Source organism: Streptomyces sp. CNT360 (assembly GCF_000424785.1).
The window spans coordinates 60,877-76,447 of the sequence record NZ_AUKO01000029.1; the positions used below are offsets into that span (position 1 = coordinate 60,877).

The following is a 15,571-nucleotide window of genomic DNA, read 5'->3' on the forward strand; positions in this document are numbered from 1 at the left end:
GCCCGGCTAAGCCCCTCCAGTGAGGGAAAGGTGGGGTCACGTGGGGGTGAGGCTCCGGTGGTGGGGAGTGTGTCAGTGGCCGCCTTCGGCGGCGAGGCGCTTGATGGAGGCCTCGACCTCGGACTCCGCCTCGGCCCGGCCGACCCAGTTGGCACCCTCGACGGACTTCCCCGGCTCCAGGTCCTTGTAGACCTCGAAGAAGTGCTGGATCTCCAGCCGGTCGAACTCACTGACGTGGTGAATGTCCCGCAGGTGCTCCATCCGCGGGTCGGACGACGGCACACACAGCAGCTTGTCGTCGCCGCCGGCCTCGTCCGTCATCCGGAACATGCCGATGGCGCGGCACTTGATGATGCAGCCGGGGAAGGTGGGCTCCTCCAGCAGGACCAGGGCGTCGAGGGGGTCGCCGTCCTCGCCGAGGGTGCCGTCGACGAAGCCGTAGTCCGCGGGGTACACGGTCGAGGTGAACAGGTGACGGTCGAGGCGGATGCGACCCGTCTCGTGGTCCACCTCGTACTTGTTCCGCGAGCCCTTCGGGATCTCGATGGTGACGTCGAACTCCAAGGGAGGCTCCTCCGTATAGATCATGATGAGATCAGCACTCGTGTGCCCTGGGGGCCGTCCCCCAGAAGAACTCCAGTCTGGTGATTAAGTGTCCCCCACGCACATGTGTGCTCGCGAAAGGGGCTGGTCGAGGTGGTTCACGCCGTGGGGAAGGTGCGTGACACCGCGAACCGTGCCTACCGCGCGGCCCGCCGGACGGCCCGCGAGCTGTGGACACGTGCCCGTCGACGCGGCCGCGTCACGGTGCGCAGGGCCCGACGACGCTGGCGGGCTGCGGCCCCGCAGCAACGGCAGACCGTTCGACTGACGGCCGCCTCCGCCGCGCTGGGACTCGTGGTCGCGCTGGTGACGGTGGCCGCCGCGGGCCCGTGGGACTCGGGTCAGCGTAGGGCCGAGCGGGTGTGGGCGGCCCGCGAAGGGCGGGGAAGTGGCGGGGGCCACACCCCGGGCGGCGCGGGCGGGCACGGCCCGGAGCTGACCGCGCCGCAGGTGCTGGCCGCCGCCGGCCCCGCGGGGCGGCGGGACGGCGACGAGGGCGGCCCGCAGGCCGGTGGGTCCCGTCCCGAGCAGGTGCCGCCGCCCACCGCCTCGGCCCTCGCCGACACGCTCGAACCGCTGATCGAGGACGGTGCGCTCGGTTCCGTGCGGCACGCCGCGGTGGTGGACGCCGTCACGGGACGGCAGCTCTTCGCGCAGGGAGCGGCCGAGGTGTCGGCGCCCGCGTCCACCGTCAAGCTGGCGACCGCGTCGGCCGCGCTGACGGCCCGGGGCGAGTCGTACCGGATCGCGACGCGGGTGGTCGGCGCCGGTGACCGGGTCACGGTGGTCGGCGGCGGCGACCCCACGCTGACCGGGAAGGATCTGGCGGGGCTGGCCACCGACACGGCCCGCGCGCTGCGCGAGCGCGGCGAGAAGACGGTGCGGGTCCGCTACGACACCTCCCGCTACCAGGGCGGCGAGCAGCACCGGATCGGCCCGAACGAGAACCTGGCCCGCATCACCCCGCTGATGGTGGACGAGGGCCGCAGCGACCACAGCGACCACGGGCCCGCGCCCCGTGTCGCCGACCCCGCACAGGAAGCGGCCGGACAGTTCGCCGGACAACTGGAGAAGCGCGGCGTCACGGTGCGGGGCGCTCCCGCGGCGCGTACGGCGGACAAGGGGGCACGGCAGCTCGCCGTGCACCGTTCGACGCCGCTGCGGGCGCTCGTCGAGAGGATGCTCACCCACAGCGACAACGACATCGCCGAGGCCCTCGCTCGCCAGACGGCGCTGGCCGGGGACGAGCCGGCGAGCTTCGCGGGCGCCGGCCGCGCCGTGCAGCGGACCCTCGGCAAGCTCGGCATGCCCCTGAAGGGGGCGCGGTTCGCGGACGGCAGCGGCCTCGACCGCTCCGACCGGGTCTCACCCGCGTTGCTGACCCGGCTGCTCACTCTGGCGGCCGATCCCGGCAGACCGGCTCTGCGCAGCGTGCTGACCGGCCTGCCCGTGGCCGGGTTCACCGGCACGCTCGACGACCGGTACGGCGGCGAGCGCGGGGAGCCGGGCGCGGGCCTCGTCCGGGCGAAGACGGGCACCCTCACGGGCGTGAACACGTTGGCGGGCACGGTCGTGGACGCGGACGGCCGGATGCTGGCCTTCGCCTTCATGACGACCGGCGCCCCGGCGGCCGACGCGGCGGAGAAGTCGCTGGACCGGATCGCCTCGGCCCTGGCCAACTGCGGGTGCCGGGATTCGCCGTCCGCGGGATGATCCGCGCGGGCCGCGGGCACGCCGCCCCTGGGGGACGGGTGGTCCTCCGGTCGCCTCCCGCACGGCGGGCACGGCACGTACGGTGAAGGAATGACGAGCCTCGGTGGTGTGGAGATGGTCGACTGGAATCTCGCGGTCTCGACCGCGACCCGGCTCGGACGGCCGGGCCCTGAGGTGAGCCGGGAGGAGGCGCGCGGCATCGTCGCCGAGCTGCGGCGGCACGCCAAGGTCTCCGAGGAGCACGTCCGGGGCTTCACCAGGCTGACCCCGGCCGGCGAAGGGGCGGACACGCCCGTCCTGGTGGTGGACCGGCCCGGCTGGGTGAAGGCGAACGTGGCGGGCTTCCGCGAGCTGCTCTCGCCGCTGCTGGCCAAGGTGCAGGAGCGCCGCGCCGGGGTGCCCGGCGGGGCGGTGCTGGGGGCGGTCGGCGGCAAGGTCACCGGCGTCGAGGTGGGGATGCTGCTGTCGTTCCTCTCCTCGCGGGTCCTCGGCCAGTACGAGACGTTCGCCCCGGCGGGACGCGACCTGCCCGGCGGCGCCGACGGCGGCGGGCGGCTGCTGCTGGTGGCGCCGAACATCGTGAACGTGGAGCGGGAGCTGGAGGTGGACCCGCACGACTTCCGGCTGTGGGTGTGCCTGCACGAGGAGACGCACCGCACCCAGTTCACCGCCGTGCCGTGGCTCCGCGACCATCTGCGGATGGAGATCCAGGCCTTCCTGGAGCAGACCGACATCGACCCCGGCACGCTGCTGGAGCGCATCCGGGAGGCCGTCCAGGCGCTGAGCGGCGGCAAGCCGGGGGAGGGCGAGCAGGGCGAGGCGGCCGGCGCGGAGGAGAAGCCCAGCCTCGTCGAGCTGGTCCAGACCCCGGCCCAGCGCGAGGTCCTGGGCCGGCTCACGGCCGTGATGTCGCTGCTGGAGGGCCACGCCGACTACGTGATGGACGGGGTGGGCCCGCAGGTCGTGCCGACCGTCACGGAGATCCGGGAGAAGTTCCAGAAGCGGCGCGCCACCGGCGCGGGCCGCCTCGACCTGGCGCTGCGCAAGCTGCTGGGACTGGACGCGAAGCTGCGGCAGTACCGGGACGGGGAGCGGTTCGTGCGGGCGGTCGTGGACGAGGTGGGCATGGACGGTTTCAACCGGGTGTGGACGTCACCGAACACCTTGCCGACGAAGGCGGAGATCGCCGCGCCGGCCGAGTGGATCGCGCGGGTGCACCGTAAGGGGGAGTGAGCTTCCGGGGCGTCCTGAAGGCCCCTCCAATCACTCTTCCGAGGGACCGTGCGGGCCTGGCACGCGTGCGATGCTCGGGTAATACGGTCCATCTCTGTCACCATCGACATACTCAGCGTGATAAGAGTCGGCCTTCAACTCCCCCCGCGCCCCGTGGACCGCGGAGTCCCCACCCGCGGCGCCGGCGCAGATCCTGACGAGGAAGTGAATCGGACATGGGTCCCCATCCCGCGGTCGCCGCGATACGCCTGGCGGTACGCCGCACACTCCACGACGTGCTCAGCGCGCAGGCGACGACGGCCACCACGCCGGCCACCCCCCAGGCCCGCAACCGGTCCGCCGAGCCGCTGCCGCCGCTCGTTCTGGTCGCCTGCTCCGGAGGTGCCGACTCCACGGCACTCGCCTCCGCCCTCGCCTTCGAGGCCCCCCGGCTGGGTGTGCGCGCCGGAGGCGTCACGGTCGACCACGGCCTGCAGGACGGCTCCGCCGACCGCGCCGCGGAAGTTGCCGGCCGCCTCACCGGTCTCGGCCTGGACCCGGTCGAGTCGGTCACCGTCCACATCGGCCGCACCCGCAACGGCCCCGAGGCCGCCGCTCGGGAGGCCCGCTACGCCGCGCTCGACGAGGCCGCCGAGCGGCTCGGTGCCGCCGCCGTGCTGCTCGGTCACACCCGCGACGACCAGGCCGAGACGGTGCTGCTCGGCCTCGCCCGCGGCTCGGGCACCCGCTCCCTGTCCGGCATGGCCGCGGTCTCCGGCCCGGGCGGCCGCTACCGCCGTCCCTTCCTGACCGTCGACCGGCAGACCACCCGCAAGGGCTGCATGGTCCAGTCGCTCCCCGTCTGGGACGACCCGCACAACGCGGACCCCGCCTACACCCGCTCCCGGGTCCGCCACGAGGCGCTGCCCGCCCTGGAGAAGGCGCTCGGCAAGGGCGTGATCGAGGCGCTGGCCCGCACCGCGCAGCTCTCCCGCGACGACGCCGACGCGCTGGACGCCTGGACGGACGACGCCGAACGGGCAGTCGTACGGACCCCCAGCCGTGACGCCACGCCCTCCGAGCCGGTCGCCACCGCCCCCTCCGGCCCCGCCGTCGGGCCCGCTTCCGGCAACTCCTCCGCCGCCACCGTCGGGTCCTCTTCCGGGCCGGTTGCCGGTGGCTCCTCCGGTCCCGCTGTCGGACCGCCCTCCGGGCCGATCGACGGTACGCAGCCCTCGACGGCGTCCGGGCCCCGGACCGGGCCGGCGACCGGAACCCAGACCGGACCCACTGTCGGGGCACAGGGCGGAGCGCAGAGCGGGGCGCAGGCAACAGCGGCGGCCGGGGCGCACGCCGGTGCGGCAACCGGGGCGCAGGCCGGGGCCGGGACGGCGTCCGAGACCGCGTCCGGCACCGTGTTCGCGCAGCCGGGTGACCCCGTCGCCGGATCGGACGTACGCGTCGAACTCGACGTGGCGCGGCTCTTCGCGCTGCCGCCCGCGGTGCGCCGCCGCGTGCTGCGCCGGGCCGCAGTCGAGGCGGGTGCGCCCGCCGGTTCGCTGTTCGCGCGGCACATCGAGGAGATGGACAGGCTGCTGACCGCCTGGCGCGGTCAGCGGGCGCTGAACCTCCCCGGGCGTGTCGAGGTCGCCCGGCAGGGTGGCAGACTGGTCATCCGGCACGGCTCACCGAACTGACCGGCGACCCGGCACCCATCCGGGTCGGCCGCCCGGTCTCCCGGCGGGTCGGCAGAAGTGGCGGACCTCGACGAGCGAGAGCAGCACGGGTGGACGACAAAGACATGGGCGCCGACCTTCAGTCGGTGCTGGTCAGCAAGGAAGAGATCGACGCGAAGCTGGCCGGGCTGGCCGCGCAGATCGACGCGGAGTACGCGGGCAAGGACCTGCTGCTTGTCGGGGTGCTCAAGGGCGCCGTCATGGTGATGGCGGACCTGGCACGGGCGCTGTCGGCCCGGGCGACGATGGACTGGATGGCGGTCTCCTCCTACGGGGCCGGGACCCAGTCCTCCGGTGTGGTCCGCATCCTCAAGGACCTGGACACCGACATCAAGGGCAGGCACGTCCTGATCGTCGAGGACATCATCGACTCCGGTCTGACGCTGTCCTGGCTGCTGTCGAACCTGGGTTCGCGCGAGCCCGCCTCGCTCAACGTGTGCACGCTGCTGCGGAAGCCGGACGCCGCCAAGGTGGCGATCGACGTGAAGTGGGTCGGTTTCGACATCCCCAACGAGTTCGTCGTCGGCTACGGGCTCGACTACGCGGAGAAGTACCGCAACCTCCCCTTCGTCGGCACGCTCGCCCCGCACGTCTACGGCGGCTGACGCTTGCGAACGGGCTTCCGGTGCGGAGCGCACGGGACGCGGGCGGTGCCCCGGGTCGCCGTACGTCGTTCCGAGCCGGGAACACAGGGACGGCGCCCCTCGTTGGTGCTTGCGGGGACGGTGCGGTTGACCGTCCTCGGCGGCGCCGGGTGACAATGCTGGGGTACCGTCCGAAGGTCAGGCTTTTCAACTCACTGTGGCAGGAGGGACGGGGCGCACGCGCTCCGTATGGATGGACGTGAAGCGATACTTCCGCGGGCCGGTCATGTGGATCGTGCTGGCCGTCCTTGCCGTGGTCGTGTTGATGCAGGTCGTCGGCTCGTCCGGCGGCTTCAAGACGGTGGACACCGGCCAGGTCGTACAGGCGATCCGACAGGACAAGGTGAAGTCCGCTGAGCTCACCACGGGCGACGAAGAGATCGTCAAGCTGGAGCTCAAGGACGGCGCCAAGGTCGAGGACAGCGACAAGATCAAGGCGAGCTACATCGACGACCAGGGCGTCGACATCGCCAAGGAGCTTCAGCAGAAGTACGACCAGAAGGAGATCCCGAAGGGATACACGGTCGCACCGCAGAAGCAGAACCCGTTCGTCGGGATGCTGATCTCCTTCCTGCCCTTCGTGCTGATCATCGTCATCTTCCTGTTCTTGATGAACCAGATGCAGGGCGGCGGCTCCCGAGTGATGAACTTCGGGAAGTCCAAGGCCAAGCTCATCACCAAGGACACCCCGAAGACGACGTTCTCGGACGTGGCAGGTTCCGACGAGGCGGTCGAGGAGCTCCAGGAGATCAAGGAGTTCCTCCAGGAGCCCGCCAAGTTCCAGGCGGTCGGTGCCAAGATTCCCAAGGGCGTGCTGCTGTACGGCCCTCCGGGTACGGGTAAGACACTGCTGGCCCGCGCCGTCGCGGGCGAGGCCGGGGTGCCGTTCTACTCGATCTCGGGCTCCGACTTCGTCGAGATGTTCGTCGGTGTCGGCGCCTCCCGGGTGCGCGACCTGTTCGAGCAGGCCAAGGCCAACGCGCCGGCCATCGTGTTCGTCGACGAGATCGACGCCGTCGGCCGCCACCGCGGCGCCGGCATGGGCGGCGGCCACGACGAGCGCGAGCAGACGCTCAACCAGCTCCTGGTCGAGATGGACGGCTTCGACGTCAAGGGCGGCGTCATCCTGATCGCCGCCACCAACCGGCCCGACATCCTCGACCCCGCGCTGCTGCGTCCGGGCCGTTTCGACCGGCAGATCGCCGTCGACCGCCCCGACATGCAGGGCCGTCTGGAGATCCTCCAGGTCCACCAGAAGGGCAAGCCCATGGCGCCCGACGTGGATCTGAGCGCGGTCGCCCGGCGTACCCCCGGCTTCACCGGCGCCGACCTGAGCAACGTCCTCAACGAGGCGGCGCTGCTCACCGCGCGCGGGGACCAGAAACTGATCGACAACAAGTATCTGGACGAGGCGATCGACCGCGTCGTGGCCGGACCGCAGAAGCGGACCCGGATCATGAGCGACAAGGAGAAGAAGATCACCGCGTACCACGAGGGCGGACACGCCCTGGTCGCGGCGGCCTCACCGAACTCCGATCCCGTCCACAAGATCACCATTCTGTCCAGAGGCCGGGCCCTGGGCTACACGATGGTGCTGCCGGACGAGGACAAGTACTCGACCACGCGGAACGAGATGCTCGACCAGCTCGCCTACATGATGGGCGGGCGCGCGGCCGAGGAGCTCGTCTTCCACGACCCGACCACGGGCGCGGCCAACGACATCGAGAAGGCCACGGCCACGGCGCGGGCGATGGTCACCCAGTACGGCATGACGGAGCGGCTGGGCGCCATCAAGTTCGGCTCCGACCAGTCCGAGCCCTTCCTGGGCAAGGAGATGGGTCACCAGCGCGACTACTCCGAAGAGGTCGCCGGGCTGGTGGACGAGGAGGTCAAGAAGCTGATCGAGACGGCGCACAACGAAGCCTGGGAAATCCTGGTGGAGAACCGCGACGTCCTCGACAACCTCGTGCTGGCCCTGCTGGAGAAGGAGACGCTGAACAAGGAGGAGATCGCCGAGGTCTTCCGCCCCGTCGTCCGGCGTCCCACCCGCCCCGCCTGGACCGGCTCCTCGCGGCGCACTCCCTCCACCCGGCCGCCGGTCTCGGCCCCGCCCGCCGCGCTGACCAACGGCAACGGCGGCACCAACCTCGGCAAGGAGATCGGCCCCCGCGACTCGGACGCCATCGTCGAGCCCGCGGACCCGGACAACGGATGAGGCCGAGGTCACCGGGGTCTCTGCGCCCCGGTGACCGCCCAGGAATGTCAGCCGCGCCCCTCGCGTTAGCGACTGAGGGGCGCGGCTTTCCGCTGTGTGGCCGCGGGTGCCCCGGCGCGGCAGCCGGGGGCCACTGCGCGAGTCAAGGAACGAGGAGCCAGATGACCGACCCGGTGACCCTGGACGGTGAGACCCCGACAGGCGAGTTCGACGAGAAGCGTGCGGAGAACGCCGTTCGTGAGCTCCTCATCGCGGTGGGTGAGGACCCGGACCGCGAGGGTCTGCTGGAGACGCCGGCGCGGGTGGCGCGGGCGTACCGGGAGATGTTCGCGGGCCTGCGCCAGCGTCCGGAGGACGTGCTGACGACCACGTTCGACCTCGGTCACGACGAGATGGTCCTGGTGAAGGACATCGAGGTCGTCAGCCAGTGCGAGCATCATCTGCTGCCGTTCCACGGCGTGGCGCACGTGGGCTACATCCCGTCCGCGAGCGGGAAGATCACGGGGTTGTCGAAGCTGGCCCGGCTCGTGGACGTCTTCGCCCGCCGCCCGCAGGTGCAGGAGCGTCTGACGACCCAGATCGCGGACTCGCTGATGAGGATACTGGAGCCGCGCGGGGTCATCGTCGTCATCGAGTGCGAGCACATGTGCATGTCGGTGCGCGGCGTCCGCAAGCCCGGCGCCAAGACCACGACGTCCGCCGTGCGCGGGCAGCTCCGCGACGCCACGACGCGGGCCGAGGCGATGAGCCTCATCCTCGCCAGGTAGGCCGCGCACGCCGGGCGGAACGGCCGGTCGTCACCGCCATGGCCTCGGTCCCGACGGCCGCCGCCGTGCTGACGTAGGACTGCTCCGCCGCGGGCGACCGCACCGGTCGTACCCGAAACGCGTCCGCTGCCCACGCGGGGTCCGCCACTCACGCAGGGTCGGCGCCGAGCGCCCATGCGGGGTCGGCCATGCGGGGTTCGCCGCCCATGCAGGGTCGGCGCCGAGCGCCCATGCGGGGTTCGCCACTCACGCAGGGTCGGCGCCGAGCGCCCATGCGGGGTTCGCCGCCCATGCAGGGTCGGCGCCGAGCGCTCACGCGGGGTCCGCCACTCGGGGTCCGCCGCTCACACGGGGTTCGCCGCCCACGGGGGTCCCGCTGCCCACTCAGGGGCCGCCGCCCATGCAGGGTCGGCGTCGAGCGCTCACGCGGGGTCCGCCACGCGGGGTTCGCCGCCCACGAGGGTTCGCCGCCCACGCGGGGCCCGCTGCCCACTCAGGGGCCGCCGCCCATGCAGGGTCGGCGGCGAGGGCTCATGCGGGGTCCGCCACGCGGGGGTCCGCCGCCCACGGGGGTCCCGCTGCCCACTCAGGGGCCGCCGCCCATGCAGGGTCGGCGTCGAGCGCTCACGCGGGGTCCGCCACGCGGGGTTCGCCGCCCACGAGGGTTCGCCGCCCACGCGGGGCCCGCTGCCCACTCAGGGGCCGCCGCCCATGCAGGGTCGGCGTCGAGCGCTCACCGGGGTCCGCCACGCGGGGGTCCGCCGCCCACGGGGGTTCGCCGCCCACGCGGGGCCCGCTGCCCACTCAGGGGCCGCCGCCCATGCAGGGTCGGCGTCGAGGGCTCACGCGGGGTTCGTCGCCCATGCGGGGTCCGCCGCCGAGCGCTCACGCAGGGTCCGCCACTCACGCAGGGTCGGCGCCGAGCGCGCACGCGGGGTTTGCCCCCCACGGGGGGTCTGCCGCCCACGCGGGGCCTGCTGCCCACGCAGGGTCGGCCACGCAGGGTCCGCCACTCACGCGGGGGGTCCGCCGCCCGCGCAGGGTCGGCGCCGAGCGCCCGCGCAGGGGCGCACGGGCTGGTGCGGGGCAGCGGCGCTCGCGGCGGCCGGTCGCGCGGCTCCCGCGGCTGCCGGTTGGTTGGCGCGGTGCCTCCGGCCCTCATCCCCCGGATCACGCCGGAAGGTCGTGCGTACGGAAGTTCTCGGGAATCCGTGCGTACGGAAGTGCGCGCCTGCGGGTCAGGTGCCGGCTCCCGGTGGGCGGCGGTCGTCCTCGTCGTCGGGGAGGCGGCAGATGCGTTCCAGGTACAGGGCGGCCGCTATGACGGCGATGCCCGCGACGACGGAGAGGCCCGCGTAGAGGGCCTGGGCGGCGCGGGCGGGGATCTCGGAGCGCTCGGTGATCAGGAAGAGGCCGGTGCCGCCGTACATGCCGGAGACCAGCGCGGCGACCAGGGCGCTGGACTGGCCGAAAAGGACGGCGCGGGCAGCCATCATCGGCTCGACACCCTTGGCGTCCGGCTCGCGTTCGCGCTGGGCCTTCAGCCGGGAGCGCAGCGACAGGGCGGTGGCCAGCAGCACGGCCACGATGGCGCCGAGCACGATGGGCGCGGCGACCGGGACGCCCGGCAGGGTGCCCAGCGAGTCCCACAGCCGGGCCACGCCCCATGAGAGCACCCCGGCGACGACGAAGAGCGCCGCCAGGGTGCGGACACGGAGTTGGTTCATCTCACTTCCACCTCGCGGGGTGCACGGTCGTGGACGGCACGGGCACCGGCGCTCAGGCGGGAAGGACGAGTTCCAGGTCGGGGCGCGCGGTGATGCCCTCCCGGCCGAGGGAGGCGAGCAGCGCCTCGACCGCACCGCGGCCCGGGACCTCGGCGGCCGGGTCGACGTCGTGCCACGGCACGAGGACGAAGGCCCGCTCGTGGGCCCGCGGGTGGGGCAGGGTCAGCTGCGGGTCGTCGGAGACGATGCCCTGGTAGGCGACGATGTCCACGTCGATGGGGCGCGGCGCCCAGCGCTCCTCGCGGGTGCGTTCCAGCGCTTCCTCGATGGCGTGGCCGCGCTCCAGCAGCGAGCTGGGCGGCAGCGTGGTCTTCACGACGACGACGGCGTTGAAGTAGCTGGGCTGGCTGTCGGGGTCGACGCCCCACGGTTGGGTCTCGTAGACCGGCGAGACGGCCTTGACCTTCAGCCCCGGGGTGTCCGCGAGCGCGTCGACGGCGCTTTGCAGGGACTCCAGCCGGTTGCCGAGGTTGCTGCCCAGCGACAGTACGGCGACGCTCGGGTCGTGCAGGGTCGTGTCGGCCGCATCCACCTGCTGCACCACCGAGGCGGGCACCGGCTGTACGGTCGGGTCACTGTTCGGCGTCATGCGCGGCTCCGCTTGATAGTGATGGTCACGTCTTCGAAGGGGACGGTGATCGGCGCCTCCGGCTTGTGGACGACCACCTCCACCTCCCGTACGGCCTCGTGCCGCAGACAGGTGTCGGCGATCCGCTGGGCGAGCGTCTCGATCAGATCGACCGGTTCGCCCTCGACGACCGCGACGACCTCTTCGGCGACGACGCCGTAATGGACCGTACGGGACAGGTCGTCGCCTGTGGCAGCCGGGCGCGTGTCGAGGCCCATGTCGAGGTCCACGACGAAGATCTGACCTTCTTCGCGTTCCCTGGCGAACACGCCGTGATGCCCACGCGCCGTGAGGCCGCGCAGTGCGACGCGATCCACGCGCATCCCTCCCGTCCGTCGTGCGGATCCGGTGCCGCCGTGTGCGGCATCGGCCCGAATCTACCCGCGTGCTCAGCGGCTTGCGGCGCCGCCTACCCCACAGCGCCCGCGGCCACGCGCGCATTCCCGGCCGACGCTTCCGGCCCGCGGGGCCGCGCCCGTGCGCACGCCGTCCACGCCTTGTGCGCACGCCGTCCCACCTTGTGCGCACGCCGTCCACGTCCGGTGCGCGCACCGTCCGCTTCTCGTGCACATGCGGGTGCCTCGCGCCTACGGCGGCCGCGCCTGGTGCACAGCCCGTTCGCGTACCGGGCAGGCACACCGCGGTTGCAGGGGCTCAGAGTTCGACGTCGCCCTGGCCGAGGTCGCTCTCGTCCTCGCCGGGGCCGTCCTCGTCCTGTTCGACCAGGACGGGCGAGCCGTGGTGGGACCACAGCCTCCAGGCGCCCTCCTCGGTGCGCCGGAAGACGTTGGTGGCCACCACCAGCCCGCCCACCAGGGGTCCCGCCGAGCCGTCCGCCTCGGCGGGACCACCGCTGAGGATGTTCTCGGTGCAGCTCACCAGGGCGGTGTCGCCCAGCACGGAGACCTCCGTGTCGGTGAGGAAGAACTGCACGTACTCGGTGTTCGCCATGATCAGTGAGTACGACCGCAGGACCTCGCCGCGCCCGGTGAGCACCGGCCAGCCGGGGTGGACGACCCGCACCCCGTGCTCGCCCTCGCCGCCTTCCGGGTCCGCCGCATCGTCGGCGCCCTCACCCAGCCACATGCGGGAGAGCGCCTCGATGTCGCCGCGCTCGATCGCGTCGTAGAACGCGGTGTTGGCGGCCTCGACGGCTTCGACATCCGTGGGGGTGCCGCTCACCGGGGCGTCTCCCCGAGCGCGTCGGCGGCCTGTTCGACGGCGCGCGCGACCCGTACGGCGTCGGCGCTGGCGCGCACCTCGTGGACGCGCACGGCCCACGCCCCCTCGCGCGCCGCCAGCGCGGAGACAGCCGCGGTGGCGGCGTCCCGTTCGCGGGCCGGCGGCGGGGCCGCGCCCTGCGCGTCGGCGAGCACCCGGCCCAGGAACCGCTTGCGGGAGGCGGCGACGAGCAGTGGCCGGCCCAGCTCGGCCCGCAGCGTGGCCAGTTCCGCGACGAGTGCGAGGTCGTGCTCGGCCCGCTTGGCGAAGCCCAGCCCCGGGTCGACGACGACGCGGGCCGGATCGATGCCGCCGTCCACCGCGCGGCGTACCGACTCGGTCAGTTCGCCGACGACCTCGCCGACGGTGTCGCGGTAGACGGCGCGGTTGTTCATGTCGATGCTCCGGCCGCGCCAGTGCATCACCACGAACGGCACGCCCGCCTCGGCGACCACGGGCACCATGCCGGGGTCGGCGAGTCCGCCGCTGACGTCGTTGACGAGGACCGCGCCCGCCTCGACGGCCCGGGCCGCGACCGTGGCGCGCATGGTGTCGACGCTGACGACGACGCCCTCGCCCGCCAGCCCGCGGACCACGGGCAGCACGCGGCGCAGCTCCTCGCCCTCGCTCACGCGGGCGGCCCCCGGGCGGGTGGACTCACCGCCGACGTCCACGAGATCGGCACCCTGCGCCACCAGGTCGAGGCCGTGCTTGACCGCGGTCTCGGTGTCGAACCAGTTCCCCCCGTCCGAGAACGAGTCGGGGGTCACATTGACCACACCCATCACCGCACAGCGGTCCCACTCGGGGAGGCCGTCCACGCGGCCCCGCGTTCTCGCACCCATGTGCCCAGGGTAGGCGTCCGGTCCCGGCCGGCCCCGCACCCCTGCCGCTGCCCCGCCCCGAAGGACCCCGCCGCCGCACTCCCCGACCGCGCCGCGAGGGGCCCCGGCGCGGTCAGGGAGTGGGGCGGTCCGGGGGCGCGGGGGCGGTCAGCCAGCGTTCGGGCAGGGCGGTGCGGCGCCCCGTACGGGAGCGGTCGGCCTGGGCGGCCAGCAGCGCGCGGGCCTGGGCCTCGTCGCGGAGACGCGCGCAGGCGGCGCCGTTCCCCCCGTGGTCCACCCACACGTGAGCGAGGCGGTGCCGGGCGGCCCAGGGCCCCTGGGCGAGCCGGACGCTCTGCACCTTGGCGTGCGGCACCAGCGTGGTGCGGCGCTTGAGGAGGCCCTGGCGGGTGACGAAGACACCGGGTGCCACACCGTGCGCGTAGCCTCGCCGTACCACCGGGGCGCACCAGCGGGCGCGCCGCGGCACCGGCTTCGCCGCGGCGACCGCGGCGTCCAGGTCGACCCCCGGCAGCACGCGGGCGAGTACCGCGGCCGCCTCCCACCACGGGGCGACGGGCAGCAGCAGGCCCTCGCTGTCCTTGCCGTCCTTCTTCCCCGTACCGGCGATTGCCAGCTCGACCCGCACCCACGAGCGGCGCCGCCACAGCAGCGGTTCGACCAGGGTGACGGCCTGGACCCGGCCGGGCGGCACCGTGGCGTGCTGCCGGTCGAGCAGGCCGGAGTCGAGGCGGAGCCCGTCGGGGGACTCGGCGACGGTCCAGTCGAACTCGCGGATCACGCGCCCCGCGCCGCTGGCCCACACGCCCCCGGCGAGCGGGACGGCGGAGGCCACGGCGGGCCACACGCTGTCCGAGGCGACATAGAGCAGCGGGGGCACGACGAGCAGCGCAACCAGCGTCCCCCACCCGGCACCCAGCAGCACCACGCTCATCACCAGCGTCCGCAGCGGCACGCGCAGCAGCTCCCGAGCCGGGGCCTCGCCCGCCTCGGGCGCCGCCTCGGGGGCGATCCCGGCGGCCCGCGCCAGCAGCTCGGCACGGAGCGCGACAGCGTCCCGTTCGCCGAGGAAGGCGAGCTCGTCCTTGGCCTCGGTGCCGACGGCGTCCAGCTTCAGCTTGGCGACGCCCACCACGCGGGCGAGCAGCGGCCGGGCGACGTCGACGGCCTGGATACGGTCCAGCCGGATGTGGGCGGTACGTCGGAAGAGCAGCCCGGTGTGGATGCGCAGTTCGGAGTCGGTGACCCGGTAGCTGGTGCACCACCAGGACAGGAACCCGTACGCGGCGGCCGCCGGCAGCAGCACCAGCAGCCCCAGTGCCACCCACCCGGCCGTCAGGTGGGTGGACCACTCGCGGGCCTGCTCGGCGTCGTGCGCGACGAAGGCGAGCAGCGCGGCGAGCGGCGCCCAGGCCCGCCGCCAGGGGGTGACCGGATGCAGCGGCGTCCCCTCGGGCCGCTGCGGCAGCCAACACGGCCCCGGCTGCGCGCCGCCGTCCCGGACCTCCGGCTCCCTGTCGCTGCCCCGGGGTCCCGGATCCGCGCCGCGGTCCCGGGAGTCGGAGTTCCTGGCACTGTCCCGGGGCTCCGGGGCAGCGCGGTGCTCGCGCTGCCCCTGCTGCCCCTGCTGCTCCGGCCCGTGAGGGCCGTCCGGGCCGGTCACAGCCCCGCCGATCGGGCCTCGCCCAGCTCGGTCAGCCGGTCGCGGAGCCGCTCGGCCTCCGCGGGGGTGAGCCCCACCACGGTGGCGTCGGTGGTGGCGGCCGCCGTGTGGAGCTGGAGCCGGGCCAGCCCGTGGCGCCGCTCCAGCGGGCCGGAGGTCACCTCGACGAGCTGCATCCGCCCGTACGGCACCACCGTGGTCTCCCGCCACAGCACGCCCCGCGAGACGAGCAGGTCGTCGGCGCGCTCCGCGTACCGCCACGAGCGCCAGTTGCGGGCCAGGGCGCCCCAGCCCCAGGCGGCAGCCGCGAGCGGTACCAGCGCACACAGCACCCACGCCCCTTTGGCCGTCAGGGCGAGCGTCGCTCCGGCCGCCACGGTGACCGGCAGCGCCCAGAGCAGCAGCACGAGCCGACGCAGCGCCAGCAGCGCCCGCTCGACACCGCGCCACTGTGTCTCGGCTGCGGTCGGCAGGTCGGTGGGCGGTCCGGGCGGGAGGTCGGCCATGCCTTTCAGCGTAGGAGCAGCGGGCAGGAGG

13 protein-coding genes and 2 pseudogenes are annotated in these 15,571 nt (G+C 73.6%); 7 read left to right on the forward strand and 8 right to left on the reverse strand.

The genetic code is table 11. The features are described from left to right. Window positions 1-72: 72 nt before the first annotated feature. Window positions 73-564, reverse strand: a complete 492-nt coding sequence (locus H297_RS0121865) for an inorganic diphosphatase (protein ID WP_027738798.1) — start codon at window positions 562-564, stop codon at window positions 73-75. Window positions 565-708: 144 nt separating this feature from the next. Here H297_RS0121865 and dacB point away from each other — a divergent pair, with 144 nt between their 5' ends. From dacB to folE, 7 genes and pseudogenes are all read left to right on the forward strand, one after another. Next, window positions 709-2,316, forward strand: coding sequence for a D-alanyl-D-alanine carboxypeptidase/D-alanyl-D-alanine endopeptidase (dacB, locus tag H297_RS0121870; RefSeq protein ID WP_486589616.1), 1,608 nt, complete (start codon window positions 709-711; stop codon window positions 2,314-2,316). Between the two features lie 90 nt (window positions 2,317-2,406). Continuing rightward, the gene (locus tag H297_RS0121875; RefSeq protein WP_027738800.1) at window positions 2,407-3,549 is read left to right on the forward strand and encodes a zinc-dependent metalloprotease; all 1,143 of its coding nucleotides are present in this window, start codon (window positions 2,407-2,409) and stop codon (window positions 3,547-3,549) included. Between the two features lie 215 nt (window positions 3,550-3,764). After that, window positions 3,765-4,601: pseudogene (tilS, locus tag H297_RS37745) on the forward strand (tRNA lysidine(34) synthetase TilS); the annotation flags it as partial. A 393-nt stretch (window positions 4,602-4,994) separates the two neighbouring features. Next, window positions 4,995-5,225: pseudogene (locus H297_RS37750) on the forward strand (TilS substrate-binding domain-containing protein); the annotation flags it as partial. A 104-nt stretch (window positions 5,226-5,329) separates the two neighbouring features. After that, window positions 5,330-5,869 carry a hypoxanthine phosphoribosyltransferase gene (gene hpt / locus H297_RS0121885; RefSeq protein WP_037795075.1) on the forward strand — a complete coding sequence of 180 codons (540 nt, stop codon included), beginning with the start codon at window positions 5,330-5,332 and terminating at the stop codon, window positions 5,867-5,869. A 232-nt stretch (window positions 5,870-6,101) separates the two neighbouring features. Further along, window positions 6,102-8,123 carry an ATP-dependent zinc metalloprotease FtsH gene (gene ftsH, locus H297_RS0121890; RefSeq protein ID WP_027738802.1) on the forward strand — a complete coding sequence of 674 codons (2,022 nt, stop codon included), beginning with the start codon at window positions 6,102-6,104 and terminating at the stop codon, window positions 8,121-8,123. Window positions 8,124-8,284: 161 nt separating this feature from the next. Then, window positions 8,285-8,890, forward strand: coding sequence for a GTP cyclohydrolase I FolE (folE, locus tag H297_RS0121895; RefSeq protein ID WP_027738803.1), 606 nt, complete (start codon window positions 8,285-8,287; stop codon window positions 8,888-8,890). Window positions 8,891-10,128: 1,238 nt separating this feature from the next. Here the strand turns inward: folE and H297_RS0121900 are convergent. The 7 genes from H297_RS0121900 to H297_RS0121930 form a co-directional block, all read right to left on the reverse strand. Beyond that, complete coding sequence (locus tag H297_RS0121900; protein WP_027738804.1) at window positions 10,129-10,617, reverse strand: DUF3180 domain-containing protein; 489 nt, start codon at window positions 10,615-10,617, stop codon at window positions 10,129-10,131. Window positions 10,618-10,669: 52 nt separating this feature from the next. Then, window positions 10,670-11,266: a 2-amino-4-hydroxy-6-hydroxymethyldihydropteridine diphosphokinase gene (gene folK / locus H297_RS0121905; protein WP_027738805.1), complete on the reverse strand. Its 597-nt coding sequence runs from the start codon at window positions 11,264-11,266 to the stop codon at window positions 10,670-10,672. After that, window positions 11,263-11,622: a dihydroneopterin aldolase gene (gene folB / locus H297_RS0121910; RefSeq protein ID WP_027738806.1), complete on the reverse strand. Its 360-nt coding sequence runs from the start codon at window positions 11,620-11,622 to the stop codon at window positions 11,263-11,265. Before folB ends, folK begins: the two co-directional genes overlap by 4 nt. A 337-nt stretch (window positions 11,623-11,959) precedes the next feature. Then, on the reverse strand, window positions 11,960-12,487 hold the full coding sequence (locus H297_RS0121915) for a nuclear transport factor 2 family protein (RefSeq protein WP_027738807.1): 528 nt from the start codon (window positions 12,485-12,487) through the stop codon (window positions 11,960-11,962). Then, complete coding sequence (gene folP, locus H297_RS0121920) at window positions 12,484-13,347, reverse strand: dihydropteroate synthase (protein WP_027738808.1); 864 nt, start codon at window positions 13,345-13,347, stop codon at window positions 12,484-12,486. Before folP ends, H297_RS0121915 begins: the two co-directional genes overlap by 4 nt. Window positions 13,348-13,483: 136 nt before the next feature. Continuing rightward, window positions 13,484-15,034 carry a PH domain-containing protein gene (locus tag H297_RS37755; protein ID WP_486589617.1) on the reverse strand — a complete coding sequence of 517 codons (1,551 nt, stop codon included), beginning with the start codon at window positions 15,032-15,034 and terminating at the stop codon, window positions 13,484-13,486. Next, window positions 15,031-15,540, reverse strand: coding sequence for a PH domain-containing protein (locus tag H297_RS0121930; protein ID WP_027738809.1), 510 nt, complete (start codon window positions 15,538-15,540; stop codon window positions 15,031-15,033). The genes H297_RS37755 and H297_RS0121930 overlap by 4 nt, the downstream gene beginning before the upstream one ends. Between the last annotated feature and the right edge of the window lie 31 nt (window positions 15,541-15,571).

Bases quoted from the DNA above. Each gene is read 5' to 3' on its own strand.
- folE (WP_027738803.1), top strand. From the start codon at position 8,285: ATGACCGACCCGGTGACCCTGGACGGTGAGACCCCGACAGGCGAGTTC.
- H297_RS0121900 (WP_027738804.1), bottom strand. From the start codon at position 10,617: ATGAACCAACTCCGTGTCCGCACCCTGGCGGCGCTCTTCGTCGTCGCC.
- H297_RS0121875 (WP_027738800.1), top strand. From the start codon at position 2,407: ATGACGAGCCTCGGTGGTGTGGAGATGGTCGACTGGAATCTCGCGGTC.
- ftsH (WP_027738802.1), top strand. From the start codon at position 6,102: ATGGACGTGAAGCGATACTTCCGCGGGCCGGTCATGTGGATCGTGCTG.
- folK (WP_027738805.1), bottom strand. From the start codon at position 11,266: ATGACGCCGAACAGTGACCCGACCGTACAGCCGGTGCCCGCCTCGGTG.
- hpt (WP_037795075.1), top strand. From the start codon at position 5,330: ATGGGCGCCGACCTTCAGTCGGTGCTGGTCAGCAAGGAAGAGATCGAC.
- H297_RS0121930 (WP_027738809.1), bottom strand. From the start codon at position 15,540: ATGGCCGACCTCCCGCCCGGACCGCCCACCGACCTGCCGACCGCAGCC.